We start from the raw sequence: 18135 nt of genomic DNA on the forward strand, positions 1-18135 counted from the left end.
GCCATGCCCCGCATCGATAATCCATCCCGACATATCATTGCGCGTGATAATAACCTTCGCTCCATTCGATTCGTGCGTCACGCGTAAGGCACTCAAACTCCGCCCACTACTAATACATTGGCGGAGTTCTCCATGGACCACTCACTCAAACCCTTGCGCTTGCCACTCGCCGCCCTGGCCGTGGTGGTGATCAGCGCTTGCGGCCGCACCCCCGACGCCGTGCAGGCTCCCGCCGCGCCCAAGGTGACCGTGGCCAAGGTCATCGAACAACCGATCAACGAATGGGACGAATTCACCGGCCGTCTCGAAGCCCCTGAAACCGTCGAAGTGCGCCCACGGGTATCGGGCCAGATCGACCGTGTCGCCTTCACCGAAGGTGCCCAGGTCAACAAGGGCGACCTGCTGTTCCAGATCGACCCACGCCCGTTCCAGGCCGAGGTGCGTCGCCTCGAAGCCCAGTTGCAACAGGCCAAGGCCACTGCGATTCGTAGCGCCAATGAAGCCCGTCGCGGCGAGCGTCTTCGCGACAGCAACGCCATCTCCGCGGAACTCGCCGAATCGCGCAGCAGCGCCGCCGCCGAAGCCCGCGCCGGCGTCGATGCGATCCAGGCGCAACTGGACCTGGCCCGCCTGAACCTGAGCTTCACCCGCGTCACCGCGCCGATCAGTGGCCGCGTCAGCCGTGCCGAGTACACTGCCGGCAACATCGTCAGCGCCGACGTCACGCCGCTGACCAGCGTGGTTTCCACCGACAAGGTCTACGCCTACTTCGATGCCGACGAACGCGTCTACCTGAAATACACCCAACTCGCCCGTGACGGCCAGCGCGGCCAGACCACCCCGGTGTACCTGGGCCTGACCAACGAAGCCGGCAACCCGCACCTGGGCCAGATGAACTTCGTCGACAACCAGGTCAACCCGCGCACCGGCACCATCCGTGGCCGCGCCGTGTTCGACAACCGCGACGGCCAGTTCACCCCCGGCCTGTATGCACGCCTGAAGCTGGTCGGCAGCGCCCAGTACGACGCCGTGCTGATCAACGACGAAGCCGTGGGCACCGACCTTGGCAAGAAGTTCGTGCTGGTCATGGACAAGGACAACACCGCCGCCTACCGCTCCGTGGAACTGGGGCCCAAGCTCGAAGGCCTGCGCATCGTGCGCAGCGGTCTGGCCAAGGACGACCGTATCGTCGTACGTGGCTTGCAACGGGTGCGCCCTGGCTCGGCTGTAACGCCGGAAGAAACGCCGATGGCCAGTGACGCCACCCTCGCCGCCCTCGCCCGCCAACGCCAGGCGTTGGAAGCCAGCAACCCGGCGCCTGCGGCCAACCGCACCACTGTGAATGTCGCCAGCGCCCAGGCGCCACGCGGTTAAGGGATCACTCCGATGAACTTCTCGAAATTCTTCATAACCCGGCCGATCTTCGCCGCGGTGCTGTCGCTGATCCTGTTGATCGCGGGCTCCATCGCCCTGTTCAAATTGCCGATCAGCGAATACCCCGAAGTGGTCCCGCCGACTGTCGTGGTGCGCGCCAACTTCCCTGGCGCCAACCCCAAGGTCATCGGCGAAACCGTCGCCGCGCCGCTTGAGCAGGCCATCACCGGTGTCGAGAACATGCTCTACATGTCCTCGCAGTCCACCGCCGATGGCAAGCTGACGCTGACCATCACCTTCGCCCTGGGCACCGACCTGGACAACGCCCAGGTGCAGGTCCAGAACCGCGTGACCCGCACCCAGCCCAAGTTGCCCGAGGAAGTGACGCGTATCGGCATCACCGTCGACAAGGCCTCGCCCGACCTGACCATGGTCGTGCACCTGACCTCGCCGGATAACCGCTATGACATGCTCTACCTCTCCAACTACGCCATCCTCAACATCAAGGACGAGCTGGCACGCCTGGGCGGCGTCGGCGACGTGCAGTTGTTCGGCATGGGCGACTACTCGCTGCGCGTGTGGCTCGACCCGAACAAGACCGCCTCGCGCAACCTGACCGCAAGCGATGTGGTCGCGGCCATTCGCGAACAGAACCGCCAGGTCGCCGCCGGCCAGCTGGGCGCACCGCCCGCGCCTGGCTCGACCAGCTTCCAACTCTCGATCAATACCCAGGGCCGCCTGGTCAACGAGGAAGAGTTCGAGAACATCATCATCCGTGCCGGTGCCGACGGCGAGATCACTCGCCTGAAGGACATCGCCCGGGTCGAGCTGGGCTCCAGCCAATACGCCCTGCGCTCGCTGCTGAACAACCAGCCGGCAGTGGCCATCCCGATCTTCCAGCGCCCTGGCTCCAACGCCATCGAGATCTCCGATGAAGTGCGGGCGAAAATGGCCGAGCTGAAAAAGGACTTCCCCGAAGGGATGGACTACAGCATCGTCTATGACCCGACCATCTTCGTCCGTGGCTCGATCGAAGCCGTGGTGCACACGCTGTTCGAGGCACTGGTGCTGGTGGTGCTGGTGGTGATCCTGTTCCTGCAGACCTGGCGCGCCTCGATCATCCCGCTGATGGCCGTACCGGTATCGCTGATCGGTACCTTCGCGGTGATGCACCTGTTCGGCTTCTCGCTCAATGCCTTGTCGTTGTTCGGACTGGTGCTGGCCATCGGTATCGTGGTGGATGACGCCATCGTCGTGGTGGAGAACGTCGAGCGTAATATCGGCCTGGGCCTGAAACCGCTCGAAGCCACGCAAAAGGCCATGGGCGAGGTCACCGGGCCGATCATCGCCACCGCCCTGGTGCTGTGCGCGGTATTCGTGCCTGCGGCGTTCATTTCCGGCCTCACCGGGCAGTTCTACAAGCAGTTCGCCCTGACCATCGCGATTTCCACGGTAATCTCGGCTTTCAACTCGCTGACACTGTCGCCTGCGTTGGCCGCCGTGCTCCTCAAGGAACACCATGCGCCGAAGGATCGCTTCTCGCGGCTCCTGGAAAAACTGCTGGGTAGCTGGCTGTTCGCGCCGTTCAACCGCTTCTTCGATCGCGCTTCGAACCGCTACGTCGGCGGCGTGCGCCGCGTCATCCGCTCCAGTGGCATCGCCCTGTTCGTCTATGCCGGGCTGATGGGCCTGACCTACCTGGGCTTCTCGTCCACCCCGACCGGGTTCGTGCCAGCCCAGGACAAGCAATACCTGGTGGCCTTCGCCCAGTTGCCGGACGCCGCGAGCCTCGACCGCACCGAGGCGGTGATCAAGCGCATGAGCGAGATCGCCCTCAAGCAACCGGGTGTCGCCGATTCGGTCGCCTTCCCGGGCCTGTCCATCAACGGTTTCACCAACAGCCCCAACAGCGGCATCGTGTTCACCCCGCTCAAGCCGTTCGACGAGCGCAAGGATCCGAGCCAGTCGGCAGCGGCCATCGCCGCAGCACTGAACGCCCAATTTGCTGACATCCAGGACGCCTACATCGCGATCTTCCCGCCGCCGCCCGTACAAGGCCTTGGCACCATCGGCGGTTTCCGCCTGCAGATCGAGGACCGTGGCAACCTGGGCTACGAAGCGCTGTACAAAGAGACCCAGAACATCATCGCCAAGAGCCACAACGTGCCGGAACTGGCAGGTCTGTTCACCAGCTACCAGGTCAACGTTCCGCAGGTCGATGCGGCCATTGACCGGGAGAAGGCCAAGACCCACGGCGTGGCGATCACCGACATCTTCGACACCCTGCAGGTCTACCTGGGTTCGCTGTACACCAACGACTTCAACCGCTTTGGCCGTACCTACCAGGTCAACGTCCAGGCCGAGCAGCAGTTCCGTCTCGACGCCGAGCAGATCGGCCAGTTGAAGGTGCGCAACAACCTTGGCGAGATGATCCCGCTGGCGACCTTCCTCAAGGTCAGCGACACCTCGGGGCCGGACCGCGTGATGCACTACAACGGCTTCATCACCGCTGAAATCAACGGTGCGGCCGCCCCTGGCTACAGCTCCGGCCAAGCCGAGGCTGCGATCGAGAAGCTGCTGAAACAGGAACTGCCCAACGGCATGACGTTCGAGTGGACTGACCTGACCTACCAGCAGATCCTCTCGGGCAATACCGCCCTGCTGGTGTTCCCGCTGTGCGTACTGCTGGCCTTCCTGGTGCTGGCTGCCCAGTACGAGAGCTGGAGCCTGCCATTGGCGGTGATCCTGATCGTGCCGATGACCCTGCTGTCGGCCATCACCGGTGTCATCGTCTCCGGTGGCGACAACAACATCTTCACCCAGATCGGCCTGATCGTCCTGGTGGGCCTGGCGTGCAAGAACGCGATCCTGATCGTCGAGTTCGCCAAGGACGAGCAAGCCAAGGGCCTCGACCCACTGGCTGCGGTACTGGAAGCCTGCCGCCTGCGTTTGCGGCCGATCCTGATGACCTCGATCGCCTTCATCATGGGCGTGGTACCGCTGGTGTTCTCCTCCGGTGCCGGCTCGGAAATGCGCCACGCCATGGGTGTGGCGGTGTTCTCGGGGATGATCGGCGTGACCGTGTTCGGCCTGTTCCTGACCCCCGTGTTCTTCTTCCTGATCCGCCGTTTCGTGGAGCGTCGCCAGGCCCGCAAGGCCGCGTCCGCGCCATCGCTGGAGAGCCACGCATGAACCTGCTCAAACCCCTGACCCCGAGCCTGCTGGCCCTGGCCCTGGCGGCCTGTGCGGTGGGCCCGGACTACCAGGCGCCGGCCACCGAGCCGGCCAGCCTGGGCAGCGATGCCCAGGCCAAGGCCTTCGACCGCAGCCGTTTCGAGAGCATCTGGTGGAAGCAGTTCGACGACCCGGTGCTGAACCAGTTGGTGCAGGCATCGCTGGACGGCAACCGCGACCTGCGCGTGGCATTCGCCCGGCTCAAGTCGGCGCGGGCGATCCGCGAGGACGCCGAGAACGACACCTTCCCGGTGGTCACCAGCCGCGCCAGCAGCGAAGTGGGCAAGGGCCAGGTGCCGGGGCAGACCGAGCAACGGGTCAACAGCGAGCGCTACGACCTGGGCCTGGACATGGCCTGGGAACTCGACCTGTTTGGCCGTATCCAGCGCCAGATCGAAGCCAGCGAAGCCCAGGAAGCGGCCGCCCAGGCCGATCTGCAACAGTTGCAGGTCAGCCTGATCGCCGAGCTGGTCGATGCCTATGGGCAACTGCGTGGCGCGCAATTGCGTGAACAGATTGCCGTAGCCAACCTCAAGACCCAGCAGGAATCGCGCAACATCACTGTGACCCTGCGCGATGCGGGGGTCGGCAACGAACTCGACGTGGTCCGCGCCGATGCTCGCCTGGCGGGTGTCGAGGCCACCGTACCGCAATTGCAGGCCGAGCAGGTGCGCGCCCGCAACCGCATCGCCACCCTGCTCGGCCAACGCCCGGACGCCCTGAGCGTGGACCTGTCGCCCAAGGCCCTGCCGGCCATCGCCAAGGCCTTGCCGGTGGGCGATCCCGGCGAACTGTTGCGCCGCCGCCCGGACATCCGCAGCGCCGAACGCCAGTTGGCCGCTGCCACCGCCAACGTTGGCGTGGCGACCGCCGACCTGTTCCCACGGGTCAGCCTCAGCGGCTTCCTTGGTTTCACTGCCGCGCGCGGCTCGCAGATTGGCTCGTCGGCGGCCAACGCCTGGTCGCTGGGCCCAAGCATCACCTGGGCGGCCTTCGACCTGGGCAGCGTGCGGGCCCGCCTGCGCGGCGCCAAGGCCGATGCCGACGGCGCCCTGGCCAACTACGAGCAGCAGGTGCTGCTGGCGCTGGAAGAGTCGGCCAATGCCTTCAGCGACTACGGCAAGACCCAGCAGCGGCTGCTTTCGCTGATGCGTCAGAGCGATGCCAGCCGCAAGGCGGCGGAACTCGCTTCGGTGCGCTACCGCGAAGGCACGGTCGACTACCTGGTACTGCTCGATGCCGAGCGCGAACGCCTGGGCGCCGAAGATGCCCAGGCCCAGGGCGAGGTCGAGTTGTATCGCGGGATCGTCGCCATCTACAAGGCCTTGGGCGGTGGCCGGCAGCCTGAGACGGTGGCCAGCGCGCACTGATTCAACGACTCCTTTGGTTGGCTCCTCCCCCAACCGTTTGCCCCGCACGGCTTTGCCTCATTGGTACTGCTCTGCGGGGCTTTTTTTTGGGTTCTTCATGGATTGTCGGGGAGCTGGCTTGGCATTGGATTGGGCACGATCCATTTTAGAACCGTTTTTGCAGTAACGATCCGACCACGCAACTTGCAGGCCAAAGCATTCTGCCCCAAGCTCTGCCCTTCCCCCGCCACGGACCGCCCGATGCCCAGACGCCAGCGCTACCTGATCGCCCTGCTGCTGCTGATCCTGGTATTGGCCGCGATCGTCTACGTGCGCCGAACTCCGCAAGCGGTGGCCCCCAGCCTGCCGCCGCACAGCTATGCCAAAGCCCTGCGCCAAGCCCACGATGGCCTGCCGGGCGCGGCCCGAGTGCTGTACCAACAGTTGCAGCGCGAGGACCTCACCGCCATCCGCCGCGCCGCACTGTACGCCGAACTGCCCAACTATCCCTCGCCACAAGCCTTGAAACTGGCGCGTCATGACCTGGAAAACGATGATCCGTTGGTCCGCCGGGCCGCCATCGCCAGCGTCCGCCGGCTGCTGCCCGCCGCGCAACGCAGCCTGGTTCTGGGGCCGTTGCTCGATGACGAGGACCAGTCCGTGCGCTTTGCTGCGGTCGATGCCCTGCTCGGGCTCGACCCAGATGCCATCGGCCTGTACTTCGGGCCGCTGCAAAGTGCGCTGGAGCAGTATCAGCAGGCGTTGGAGCAGCAACCTGACGATGCACAGGCGCAAGTACACCTGGCGCGCCTGTACCTGCATGAGAACGACTACACGCAAGCCGCGCAGGCGCTGCAACGCAGCCTGCAGATGGCTCCGGAAAACCTCGCTGCATTGGCGACCCAGGTTCGCCTGCTCGAACGCCAGGGCCAACACGACGCGTCCCGCCAGGTCCTGGCCAAGGCTCTGGCTCTACGCCCGGACTCGGCGTTCCTGCAATACGAACTGGGGCTCTGGCTCAATCGTCATCAACAACCCGAATATGCGCTGCTGGCATTGTCCCGTGCCGTTGAACTGGAACCGGAAAACCCTGACTACCGCTACACGCTGGCGGTCACCCTGCACGCCCTGGAGCAGGTCGACGCGGCGCAGAAGCAACTGGAGACCCTGCTCAGCCGCCAGCCCGCCAATCGGCGGGCGCGTGTACTGCTGATTCAGTACTGGAAAGAAACCGGCCAACTGCAGAATGTCCAGGTGCTGCTGGCCGAGCTGGAGCAGCAGAACCCGGATGATCCGGTGCTTCAACAAGGTTTATAGGAAAAACCTCAAATAGGTTGAACCCCTGCATGAGGTGGTCAGTCCAGTGGGTATCGGATACCAGCCACAGGAGCTTCACCTTGGCCAGTTCGTTATCGACAGACGAACGTGCCTTGATTCTGGCACCCACCGGGGTGGCCACGCAGACGTCGGCCATCCTGGCGTCGGTGGGCATCGAGTGCTTGTGCGCGCCCGATGCGGCCACCATGGGGGCTCGGCTCGGTGAAGGTGCCGGCGTGGCGATCATCGATACACGTACACTGCATCGAGGGCCCTGCGCAGGTCTGCAGGACTTCATCGCACAGCAGCCAAGTTGGTCGGATCTCCCTGTACTGCTGTTGAATGACCCGGCAGCGCTCGGGCCACCGCAACCCTGGCTGGGCAACGTGGTCATGCTCGACACCCCGTTCGACGGCGCGAGGATGTTGCCGTTGATCGACGTCGCCCTGCGCTCCCGGCGCCGTCAGTACCAGACACGCGATGCCCTGCAGGATCTACAACGACGCCTGCACACCGCCGGTAGCGAACCGAATGCGACCGAACGGGCACTTCGCCAGACCCAGAAGATGGACGCCATCGGCCAGTTGGCCGCAGGCGTTGCCCACGACTTCAACAACTTGTTGACCAGCATTGGCGGCAGTTTCGAGCTGATCGACCGGCGCCTGCGGCAAGGCCGTGCCGAGGGCTTGGATAGCGTGCTGCATAGGGGCCAGGAGGCTGTCGGTCGCGCGGCCCGCCTCACCCACCGTCTGTTGGCGTTTTCCTCGCGGCAGTCGCTGGCCAAGCAACGCGTCGATCTGCGCCCTTTACTCGATGTGCAACGCCTACAAGCACAATTGAGCCAGCATGTGCAGTTGACCCTGCAACTGACCGACGACCTCTGGCCGGTGACAGCTGACGAAAGCCAGTTGCGCGAGGCGCTCGACAACCTGCTGCAAAACGCCTGTGAAGCCATGCCCAACGGCGGCGTGTTGCGCATCGAGGCGGACAATCGGCAGATCGCACTGCAGCGCTGGGACGACACCGGTTTGCCGCAGGGCGACTATCTCTGCCTGAGCATCATCGATGATGGCCAGGGGATGTCGCAGGTCACCCTGGAGCATGCCTTCGAACCGTTTTTCAGCACCAAGCCGGTCGGCCAGGGCATCGGTCTGGGGTTATCGATGGTCTATGGCTTCAGCCGACAATCCCAAGGCCATGTAGCGCTGCATAGCCGCATCGGCCATGGCACCCAGGTCGATCTTTACCTGCCCCGACACCTCGGTGAAGCGGCCTCGCCGCCCCCCCGGTCGGCTGGGCCACGGCAGGTCAAGGGTCGGCATGTACTGCTGGTGGAAGACGACGCGCATGTCCGCCAACTGCTTTGCCAGACGCTCAACGAAGCGGGTTTCGTCTGCCAGAGCCGCTGCGATGCCAGCGCGGCGTTGCAAGTGCTGCGCTCGTCCCAAGCGGTCGACCTGCTGTTGAGCGATGTCGGCCTGCCCGGCATGAACGGCCGGCAACTGGCCGAAATCGCCCGCACCGTGCGTCCGCATTTGCCGGTGCTGTTCATTACCGGCTATGCGGAAACCGCCATGGCCCGCGAAGCGTTCCTGGCGCCGGGCATGCAGTTGATCTGCAAGCCGTTCGAGCTCAAGCAATTGCAGGAGCAGGTCGCGCACATGCTCGGTGCTGGCTGAACCTCAGCTGCCGAGCATGCTTACCGCCTGACTGGCCAGGCTTTGAAGCGAAAATGGCTTGAGCATCAGCGCCGTGCCTGGCGCATCCAGCAGGCGCTGCTCGATCGGCGCGTCGGTGAAGCCGGTGATGAACAGTATCTTCTGCTCCGGCGTGATCATGCGCAGGGTCTTGGCCAACTGCCGCCCGCTGAAGCCGCCCGGCAGGCCGATATCGGTGATCACCAGGTCAAAGGGGCCATCCTGCTGGAACGATTCCAGCGCGCTGTTGGCGTCCACCGCGTCGAACACCTCGAAGCCGCGCTCAGCCAGGTATTCATGCATCAACGTGCGCAAATTGCCTTCGTCATCCACCAGCAGCAGGCGCTGGCCCTCGACCGGCCTGTCGACCGCTGGTGGCGGGGTGGGTTCTGCCGGCACCGGCTCCAGGCTGCGCGGGAACAGCATGGAAACCCGTGTGCCCTGCCCAGGAGACGATTCCATCCAGACATAGCCACCGGACTGGCGAACGAAGCCGTAGACCATCGGCAGGCCCAGGCCGGCGCCGCGGCCCACCGGTTTGCTGGTATAGAACGGCTCGAACACCCGGGAGACTTCATCGGCGGCCAGGCCGTGGCCGGTGTCCTCGACGTGCAGGGCCACGTAATCGCCCGGCGGCAAGCCGCCCGCCTCGGGAAATGCGCTGACCAACCGCTCGTTGACGCTACGAATGGTCACGCTACCGCGCTCCAGGCAGGCTTCCCGGGCATTGACACACAAATTGATGATGGCGTTGTCCAACTGGCCAATATCCAGGCACACCGGCCAAGGCAGCACATCGAGCTGCCAATGCAGGCGCATCTCGGCGCCTAGCGTCTGGCGCAGCAGCGGGTCGAGGTCGGCCAGGTGGCGGTTGATGTCGAGCGGCCGTGGGGCGAGCGGCTGTCTACGGGAAAACGCCAGTAGCCGGTGGGTCAGGCTCATGGCCCGTTGCACCGAATCCTGGGCCAGATCGGTGTAGGTTTCCAACCCCTCCAGCCGCCCTTGGGCCAGGCGCCGCTGGAGCAACTCCAAGCTGCCGCCGATGCCCGACAACAGGTTGTTCAGCTCATGGGCCATGCCACCGGCCATCTGGCCAACCGCCTCCAGGCGATGGCTATCGCGCATCAGGGCTTCGGCCTGGCGGATCGCCTCCTCCCGATCGGCGGTGATGTCACGACCGACGGCGGTGAACGTATTACCGTCGAACCGGGCGGTCCAGCGGAACCGCCGGTAATGCCCATCCTGGTGGCGAAGGCGGGTTTCCACCGGCTCGTCGAGTTTGCCGTGCACCACGTCGATCACCGCCACCTGGACTTCGGTGCGATCGGCCGGGTGTACCATTTCGAGAATCGGCATATCCATCACCTGTTCCTCGCTCCAGCCAAGGATGTGGTACAGCGCCGGGTTGGCGGCGAGGAACTTGAGCTCGCGGGTGACTATCAGCATCGCATCGCGCGACAGTTGCCAGATATGCTCGCGGTCGGCCATGTAGCGGGCGATCTGCGCCTCGAAGCTCTGCGTCTGGTCGCGCCAGGCCTGATGCGCGTCGACGCTGGCGGTGGTGTCGATCACGGTGTGCAGGAACCCCGCCACCTCGCCCTCCTCATCGCGGATCGGCGAGTAGCTGAAGGCGAACCAGGCCTTGCTCCCGGATTCGCCCCGAGGGATGGACACCGGCTGATCCTCGATGAAGCTGGAGTGCCCTTCGAGCACCTTGAAGACCCACGGTCCCACTTCTTCCCAAGCGCCGTGCCACACGTCGTCGAAGCGCTGGCCCAAGGCGTCGGGCACATCGCCGCGCAGGACCAGGTAGGCATCGTTACAGAGCACGATCATCTCGCCCCCCCATACCACCGCGCTGGGAAACGCCGAGGACAGCATCATGTCGACGGCAATGCGCAGTGTCGCTGGCCAGCGGGCCAACGGCCCCAGTGAGGTGCGCGCCCAATCGAAAGCAGCCAGGCGCTTGCCCGGGGCCTCGCCGTGGCTGGTGGTAGGCGCCAGCAGCACAGCTGGCGGTTCGGCCCTACGTGGAGGAGTTGTGGCAACCAAACCCTGATCCTTGTGCAATTCCAATGGATAGCACCCGCATCATCACGGCCAACGGCCCTGGTCTGCAAGCGATGCATGCCCTTCGACGCGCACCAATGGCAGCCGGCCAAAGCAGGGCTATGCTGTTCAGGCCTGCCCAAAACCTTGCAACGACAACCCCTTCACCGCATCCGACGGGAACCTGATCATGAGCAAGAAGATTCTGGTCGTGCTGACCAACACCGCTAAATACCCCCTGTTGAACCGTGCCACGGGGCTATGGCTGGGTGAGGCGGTGCATTTCGTCGACACAGTGCAGAAGGCCGGCTACAGCGTCGATTACGTCAGCCCCAGCGGTGGCTACGTGCCGATCGATCCGCACAGCCTGCAGATGGCACCTGAATTGGACTGGCAATGGTATGACGACAAGACTTTCATGAACCGCCTGGGTGCAACCTCCAGCCCCGGCCAGGTCAAGGCCGAGGAGTACCGCGCCATCTACTACACCGGTGGCCATGGCGTGCTCTACGACTTTCCCGATAATCCGGCCCTGCAGGCCCTCGCCCGGCGCATCTACGAGAACCAGGGCGTCGTCGCCGCCGTTTGCCACGGCGTGGCCGGTCTGCTGAACATCAAGCTAAGCGATAACAGCCTGCTGCTTCGCGACCGGCAGATCACCGGGTTCTCCAATACCGAGGAGAAACTGGCCGAGCTGGACAAGGTGGTACCGTTTCTCACCGAAAACGAGTTGGTGGCCCGCGGTGGCCGCTACGAAAAGCACGAGGATCCGTGGGCATCCTTCGTGGTCAGCGATGGCCGCCTGATCACCGGGCAGAACCCGGCATCCAGCGCCGGGGTTGCCGAGGCTGTGCTTAAGGCGTTAGCAGTGAAATAAATCCTACGCATGCCCGCTCCTAATCCAAAGTGCGTGCGCCAAACGGATTACAGTCGCCACCTGGGTGCAACCGTAGGCTCATGTTCTTTTGAGGACCCGTGTCGGGCACTCATTGGATGCGAGGGCAAAGCCGATGGCGACCAACCTGCAGGCGCACCGTGGCATGCTGACGCTGACGTCGATCGTCGCCATAGGCCTGCTGCCACTTATGTTCGGATTGATGGTGATGTCCATGCAGCTGGACAGGCAATTGGAAACGAACGCGCGCACTGCGGTGGAGCACACCTTGCTCGCGGTCGACCGCTTGCTCGACCAGATGCAGATCGCCACGCTGGAGGCGCCAGCACTCTCCGGCGAACCGGGCGACGAGACCCTGGCCAGCGTGACAGTCGAGCTGGCACGCGACCAGGCCATGCAAGCTCTCACACGCAACCACAGCGAGTTGACGCTCCGAGTAGAGCTCGCCGGCACGGCAATCTGGGGGTATTCCGCCAGTCGAGACGACCACAAGGCCTTACAAGAAGGGGAATTCCTTCAGCGCGCCCACTCCGACAAATACGGCTACACCGTGCAAGGGAGCTACCATCCTGGCCATACCGGGCGCCAGGCACGCCATTCGATGTTGCAGGTACTGCCCTCACTGGCGCTGGTCAGCATCCTGACCGGCGCCACCGGATATCTGGGCATGGCCAGGCCGCGCCGTTTACGGGCGGCCCAGAGCAGTGCCTGATGCGGCTCAGTCTGCGCTCAGCACACCGCGACGCACCTGATCACGCTCGATCGACTCGAACAGCGCCTTGAAGTTGCCCTCGCCGAAGCCATCGTCACCCTTGCGCTGAATGAACTCGAAGAACACCGGCCCAAGCAGGGTTTCCGAGAAAATCTGCAACAGCAGGCGCTTGTCGCCGGCTTCGGCGGCGCCATCGAGCAGAATGCCGCGGGCCTGTAACTGGTCTACCGGCTCACCATGGCCTGGCAGACGCTCTTCGAGCATCTCGTAGTAGGTCTGTGGCGGCGCGGTCATGAAACGCATGCCGAAGCCCTTGAGCGCATCCCAGGTCTTTAGCAGGTCATCGGTGAGGAATGCCACGTGCTGGATGCCCTCGCCATTGAACTGCATGAGGAACTCCTCGATCTGCCCAGCGCCCTTGGACGACTCCTCGTTCAGCGGGATGCGGATCATGCCGTCGGGTGCGGTCATGGCGCGCGAGGTCAGGCCGGTGTACTCGCCCTTGATGTCGAAGTAGCGGATCTCGCGGAAGTTGAACAGTTTCTCGTAGAACCCCGCCCAGTAGGCCATGCGCCCGCGATAGACGTTGTGGGTCAGGTGGTCGATGATCTTCAACCCCGCGCCAACCGGGTTGCGCTCCACGCCTTCGATGAAGTTGAAGTCGATATCGTAGATCGAGCTGCCTTCTTCATGGCGGTCGATCAGGTAAAGCGGTGCGCCACCGATACCCTTGATCGCGGGCAGCCGCAGCTCCATCGGGCCGGTTTCGATTTCCACCGGCTGCGCGCCCAATTCCAGGGCTCGGGCATAGGCCTCATGGGAATTACGCACGCGAAACGCCATGCCACAAACCGACGGGCCGTGCTCGGCGGCAAAATAGGAAGCGACACTGCGCGGTTCGTTGTTGAGGATCAGGTTGATGCCGCCCTGGCGATACAGGTGCACATCCTTGGAGCGGTGGGTTGCCACCTTGGTGAAACCGAGCATCTGGAACACAGGTTCCAGCACGCCGGGCGTTGGCGACGCCAGTTCGATGAATTCAAAGCCCATCAGGCCCATTGGGTTATCAAAGAGATCTGCCATGTTCGTGTCCTCATCTACAGCCAAATAGTCGTTAAATGCTGGGGAAATAGAACGAAACTGGCGGCGAGCAGGGAATACCTCGAACACTGCGGGCGAGGAAGTCACCAATGATGAGTTTGAACCCGTGGTAGGCCATACGTGTGCATTCTCGGCGGGTTGATGGCCGCGACAAGGCGGGCCTTATTGTTGTATTCGTAAATCGATTCTACATCGCGTAATTACCTTTGTCGCGCTTTAGTTCGTCCCACCTGGCGACAAGCGGCTATCCTTGCCGTGGTCCCTTTCCACAAGGCTAGGCCAGCATGCCCCTTTCGGTTAAACGTCCCGCCCGCTGGAGCTGGCGCGCCCTGCTTCCCTGGGGCGTGGCGGTACTGCCGGTGGTGTGTGGCCTGGCCGTCATGCGCTGGCAGGTGGAGCGCGAGTTGCAGGACAACAGCCTGGCCACCGCGCATCAGGTTGTCGAACATGTCGATCGTATCCTGGACAGCTTGGCAGAGGTGGCCCATGGCTTGCTGCCGTTGGCCGGCCAAGCCTGTGACGAGACCAAACTGGCCTTGCGCCGCCAGGTAACCGGTAACGCCTTCGTTCGCTCAACCAATCTCTTCGACCATGACAACCTGTACTGCAGTTCATTGTTTGGCGACTTCGAAGAGCATGTCGATGCAGGTGACTACACCGACGGCAAGCTCTGGTTGATGGATGGCAACTCGATCACGCCCAAGCACCCGCTGCTGGTCTATCGCGCCAGTGAGGGTGACCGTGGCGCCATCGCCACGGTGGATGGCGAGCACCTGCTGACCGCCCTGCGCCTGATCGGTGGCCAACAGGTGATGCAACTGCAAGTGGGCGAGCACTGGATGGGCGTGGATGGCGTGGTTCGCCAGGGCACTCCGAAGCCTGCAGCCACCGCGCCGACGATACAGGGCTCGACCCGTTACCCGTTCAGCGTTCACGGTGGCTACGCCGCAGGCACCGAGGGACGGTTGCTGCGCAGCCATTACCCGGCATTGCTCAGCCTGCTGGCGGTGCTCGGTGCGCTGGCGGGCGCCATCTGCCGCTGGCAGATCCGCCGCGCCTCGTCACCCAGCATGGAGTTGCGCCGGGCCCTGGAAGCGGATGAATTCCTGCCTTACTTCCAGCCTGTGGTGCGTGCCGGTGACTATCGCTGGGCCGGCGCCGAGGTGTTGATGCGCTGGAACCACCCGCGTGAGGGTCTGGTACGCCCTGACCTGTTCATCCCGTATGCCGAGCACAGCGGGCAGATCGTCGCCATGACTCGCGCGCTGATGCTGCACGCTGCCCAGCAGCTGGCGCCCTACGCTTCGCTACTGGACGAGGGCTTTCGCGTGTCGGTCAACGTCACCGCCGACCACTGCCGCGACCTGAGCCTGATCGACGACTGCCAGACCTTCCTCCAGCACTTCCCGCCTGGCCGCGTGGTGCTGACCCTGGAGCTCACCGAGCGCAAGTTGATCGAGCCCACTCCGGTGACCCTGGAACTGTTCGAGAAACTCCACGGCATGGGTGTGATGATCGCCCTCGATGATTTTGGCACCGGCCAGTCGAGCCTCAACTACCTACGCCAGTTCAAGGTCGACTACGTGAAAATCGACCAGAGCTTCGTCGCCATGATCGGCGGTGATGCGCTGTCGGTGCATATCCTCGACAGCGTCATCGAACTGTCCGCCAAGCTTGGCCTGCAGATCGTCGCCGAAGGCGTCGAGACAGAGCAGCAGCGCGACTACCTGGCAGGGCATGGCGTGCACTTCCAGCAGGGCTACCTGTTCGCCCGGCCGATGCCGGCACAGGCGTTTCTCCAGGCCCTGGCCGCCCGCCCCGACGCCGTGCAGTTGCCGCACGGCGCGCCCCCTGAGATCATGCGCGGCTGATTCACTCGCTCATCTCCCTGGTTCAGAGGCATTCGTGTCAAAAGGCATTATTTCATCGGTCCTGGCGTCCTGCTTGTTCGCTGTGATGTACGGCTATACCTCCTTGCTCACCCCGTTGGACGGTGAGGAAATTTTCGGCTGGCGTATTCTCTTGACGCTGCCCTGCCTGACCCTGTTCATGCTGCTGAGCAAGGACTGGAAGCTGGTCGGCGGGCTGCTGGGGCGCGTGCGTCAGGCGCCGATGTTGTTGCTGGGGATGGTCGGCACCTCGTGGCTGATGGGCGTGCAACTGTGGCTGTTCCTGTGGGCACCGCTGCATGGGCGCAGCCTGGAAGTCTCCATGGGTTACTTCCTGCTGCCACTGGCCATGGTCCTGACCGGGCGGCTGGTCTATGGCGAGCGCCTGTCGCGCCTGCAGACCGTCGCGGTGGGCTGCGCCGCCCTGGGCGTGGGGCACGAGTTGTACCAGCATGGCAGCTTCGCCTGGGAAACCCTGCTGGTGATGACCGGCTACCCGGTCTACTTCGTACTGCGCCGGCGCTGCCGCACCGACCACCTGGGTGGATTATGGTGCGACATGTGCCTGTTGCTGCCATGGGCGTTGTATTTCGTCATCCAGGGGCCGCTTTCCGGCGCCGACCTGGCAGCGCATCCGGGCCTTTACGGCCTGATTCCGCTGCTGGGGGCGATCAGCGCACTCGCCCTGATCGCCTACGTGCTCGCCAGCCGCCAACTGCCCTTCAGCCTGTTCGGCCTGCTCAGCTATGTCGAGCCGGTACTGCTGGTGGGCGTGTCGCTGCTGCTCGGCGCAACCATCGCCGCGGATCAGTGGCTGACCTACCTGCCGATCTGGGCCGCGGTGCTGGTGCTGGTGCTCGAAGGCATCAAGCACCTGCTGCGTCAACGTCGGCGCTCGGTGTAAGGCGCACCTGGCGCACCCGCCGTTCCTCTACCGCCACGACGGTCAAGGTCCAGCCGTTGCAGGCCAGGCGGTCGCCGACCATCGGCAGGCGATCGAGCAGGCTCATCACCAGGCCCGCGAGGGTCTGGTAGTCCTCGGTGGCCCGGGCGGCGAAGCCCGTGCGCGCCTGGACCTGGCTCAGGTTGAGGGCACCGCTGACGACAAACTCGTCGCCCTCCTCCACGATTGCCGGGCCCTCCACCTCGCTGGCGTCCGGCAGTTCACCGGCAATCGACTCGAGAATGTCGGTCATGGTCAGCAGGCCGGTGAAGTCGCCGAATTCGTTGACCACGAAGGCGATGTGCGTCGACTGGCTGCGCATCTGTTCCAGAGCGTTGAGAATGCTGAAGCTCTCCAGCAGGTTCAGGGGCGCCCGGACCATGCGCTCGAGTTCCGGCTCACTGCCGGTAAGCAACTCCTTGAGCAGTTCCTTCTTGTGCATGAAGCCCAGGGGCTCGTCGATACGGCCATCGCGGATCAGCGGCAGGCGTGAGTACGGCGAGTTGGCCAGAGCCTCGGTGATGGATTCTGGCGGCTGCGCCAGATCGATCACGTCGACCTCGGCGCGGGCGGTCATCACCGTGCGGATCGGCCGTTCGGCCAGGTTCAACACACCACTGATCATCACCCGCTCACGACGATCGAACAGCACCTGCTCTTCGCCACCTTCGACCAGGTCGGCAATGTCCTCACCCACCTCGTCGGCCTCGACCCGACGGCCGCCCAGCAGACGCAACACGGCGTGCGCGGTACGCTCACGCAGCGGCTTGTGCTGCTGCAGGCTGCGCTTGCGGCGGGCGCGGGCCAGCTGGTTGAACAGCTCGATGAGCAGCGAGAAGCCGATGGCCGCGTACAGGTAGCCTTTGGGGATGTGGAAGCCCAGGCCTTCGGCGGTCAGGCTGAAGCCGATCATCATCAGGAAGCCCAGACACAGCATGATCACCGTGGGGTGGGCGTTGACGAAGCGGGTCAGCGGCTTGCTGGCGACGATCATGATGCCGATCGAGAAGATCACCGCGATCATCATCACCGACAAGTGCTCGACCATGCCCACCGCGGTAATGACTGCATCGAGCGAGAACACCGCATCGAGCACCACGATTTGCGCCACGATCGGCCAGAACGCAGCATGCCGCACCGGGCCGCTGGCCTGGGTGAGATGCCCCTCCAGCCGTTCGTGCAGCTCCATGGTGGCCTTGAACAGCAGGAACACACCACCGAACAGCATGATCAGGTCACGGCCGGAGAAGCTCTTGTCGAACACCTCGAACAGTGGCGCGGTCAGGGTGACCATCCACGAGATACTGGCCAGCAGGCCGAGGCGCATGATCAATGCCAGGCTCAGGCCGATCACCCGCGCGCGGTCACGCTGATGCGGCGGCAGCTTGTCGGCGAGGATGGCGATGAACACCAGGTTGTCGATACCCAGCACCAGCTCGAGGACGATAAGCGTCAGCAGGCCCAGCCAGGCCGTGGGGTCGGCTAGCCATTCCATTAGCGGGTACTCACGAGGGTGACGTCACGAAGACGGGGGAAGGTTGGCCAGGACGGCCGGGAACTGGGGGGCTCCGCGAA

12 protein-coding genes are annotated in these 18135 nt (G+C 64.1%); 9 read left to right on the forward strand and 3 right to left on the reverse strand.

Annotated elements, in window-relative coordinates:
• Positions 1–132 precede the first annotated feature (132 nt).
• The 5 genes from mexE (at position 133) to E6B08_RS15495 (ending at position 8953) form a co-directional block, all read left to right on the forward strand.
• On the forward strand, positions 133–1374 hold the full coding sequence (mexE, locus tag E6B08_RS15475) for a multidrug efflux RND transporter periplasmic adaptor subunit MexE (protein ID WP_136914843.1): 1242 nt from the start codon (positions 133–135) through the stop codon (positions 1372–1374).
• Between the two features lie 12 nt (positions 1375–1386).
• A complete protein-coding gene (locus E6B08_RS15480; protein WP_136914844.1) occupies positions 1387–4566 on the forward strand; it encodes an efflux RND transporter permease subunit in 3180 nt (1059 codons plus the stop codon).
• Positions 4563–5978, forward strand: a complete 1416-nt coding sequence (locus E6B08_RS15485) for an efflux transporter outer membrane subunit (RefSeq protein ID WP_136914845.1) — start codon at positions 4563–4565, stop codon at positions 5976–5978. The genes E6B08_RS15480 and E6B08_RS15485 overlap by 4 nt, the downstream gene beginning before the upstream one ends.
• Before the next feature lie 240 nt (positions 5979–6218).
• Positions 6219–7274 (forward strand): tetratricopeptide repeat protein, encoded by a 1056-nt coding sequence (locus tag E6B08_RS15490; RefSeq protein WP_136914846.1) that lies wholly within the window; start codon positions 6219–6221, stop codon positions 7272–7274.
• Between the two features lie 80 nt (positions 7275–7354).
• A complete protein-coding gene (locus E6B08_RS15495; protein ID WP_136914847.1) occupies positions 7355–8953 on the forward strand; it encodes a response regulator in 1599 nt (532 codons plus the stop codon).
• 3 nt (positions 8954–8956) lie between these two features.
• On the opposite strand, the gene E6B08_RS15500 is transcribed toward E6B08_RS15495, so the two are convergent.
• Positions 8957–11023, reverse strand: coding sequence for an ATP-binding protein (locus E6B08_RS15500; protein WP_416194351.1), 2067 nt, complete (start codon positions 11021–11023; stop codon positions 8957–8959).
• A gap of 187 nt (positions 11024–11210) precedes the next feature.
• On the opposite strand from E6B08_RS15500, the gene E6B08_RS15505 reads away from it, so the two are divergent.
• Positions 11211–11897 carry a type 1 glutamine amidotransferase domain-containing protein gene (locus E6B08_RS15505; protein WP_136914848.1) on the forward strand — a complete coding sequence of 229 codons (687 nt, stop codon included), beginning with the start codon at positions 11211–11213 and terminating at the stop codon, positions 11895–11897.
• A gap of 133 nt (positions 11898–12030) precedes the next feature.
• Positions 12031–12627 carry a hypothetical protein gene (locus tag E6B08_RS15510; RefSeq protein ID WP_136914849.1) on the forward strand — a complete coding sequence of 199 codons (597 nt, stop codon included), beginning with the start codon at positions 12031–12033 and terminating at the stop codon, positions 12625–12627.
• 6 nt (positions 12628–12633) lie between these two features.
• Here E6B08_RS15510 and hppD read toward each other — a convergent pair whose 3' ends face one another.
• Complete coding sequence (gene hppD, locus E6B08_RS15515; protein WP_136914850.1) at positions 12634–13710, reverse strand: 4-hydroxyphenylpyruvate dioxygenase; 1077 nt, start codon at positions 13708–13710, stop codon at positions 12634–12636.
• A gap of 302 nt (positions 13711–14012) precedes the next feature.
• On the opposite strand from hppD, the gene E6B08_RS15520 reads away from it, so the two are divergent.
• Positions 14013–15599 carry an EAL domain-containing protein gene (locus E6B08_RS15520; RefSeq protein WP_136914851.1) on the forward strand — a complete coding sequence of 529 codons (1587 nt, stop codon included), beginning with the start codon at positions 14013–14015 and terminating at the stop codon, positions 15597–15599.
• A 34-nt stretch (positions 15600–15633) separates the two neighbouring features.
• Positions 15634–16521, forward strand: coding sequence for an EamA family transporter RarD (rarD, locus tag E6B08_RS15525; RefSeq protein WP_136914852.1), 888 nt, complete (start codon positions 15634–15636; stop codon positions 16519–16521).
• Here rarD and E6B08_RS15530 read toward each other — a convergent pair.
• Positions 16484–18055, reverse strand: coding sequence for a TerC family protein (locus E6B08_RS15530; protein WP_136914853.1), 1572 nt, complete (start codon positions 18053–18055; stop codon positions 16484–16486). The two genes, rarD and E6B08_RS15530, sit on opposite strands and share 38 nt — an antisense overlap.
• Positions 18056–18135: the final 80 nt, after the last annotated feature.

The sequence above is a fragment of the Pseudomonas putida genome, from assembly GCF_005080685.1.
Taxonomy (GTDB): domain Bacteria; phylum Pseudomonadota; class Gammaproteobacteria; order Pseudomonadales; family Pseudomonadaceae; genus Aquipseudomonas; species Aquipseudomonas putida_V.

Bases quoted from the DNA above. Each gene is read 5' to 3' on its own strand.
- E6B08_RS15530 (WP_136914853.1), bottom strand. From the start codon at position 18,055: ATGGAATGGCTAGCCGACCCCACGGCCTGGCTGGGCCTGCTGACGCTT.
- E6B08_RS15520 (WP_136914851.1), top strand. From the start codon at position 14,013: ATGCCCCTTTCGGTTAAACGTCCCGCCCGCTGGAGCTGGCGCGCCCTG.
- E6B08_RS15505 (WP_136914848.1), top strand. From the start codon at position 11,211: ATGAGCAAGAAGATTCTGGTCGTGCTGACCAACACCGCTAAATACCCC.
- E6B08_RS15480 (WP_136914844.1), top strand. From the start codon at position 1,387: ATGAACTTCTCGAAATTCTTCATAACCCGGCCGATCTTCGCCGCGGTG.
- E6B08_RS15510 (WP_136914849.1), top strand. From the start codon at position 12,031: ATGGCGACCAACCTGCAGGCGCACCGTGGCATGCTGACGCTGACGTCG.
- E6B08_RS15490 (WP_136914846.1), top strand. From the start codon at position 6,219: ATGCCCAGACGCCAGCGCTACCTGATCGCCCTGCTGCTGCTGATCCTG.
- E6B08_RS15485 (WP_136914845.1), top strand. From the start codon at position 4,563: ATGAACCTGCTCAAACCCCTGACCCCGAGCCTGCTGGCCCTGGCCCTG.
- mexE (WP_136914843.1), top strand. From the start codon at position 133: ATGGACCACTCACTCAAACCCTTGCGCTTGCCACTCGCCGCCCTGGCC.
- hppD (WP_136914850.1), bottom strand. From the start codon at position 13,710: ATGGCAGATCTCTTTGATAACCCAATGGGCCTGATGGGCTTTGAATTC.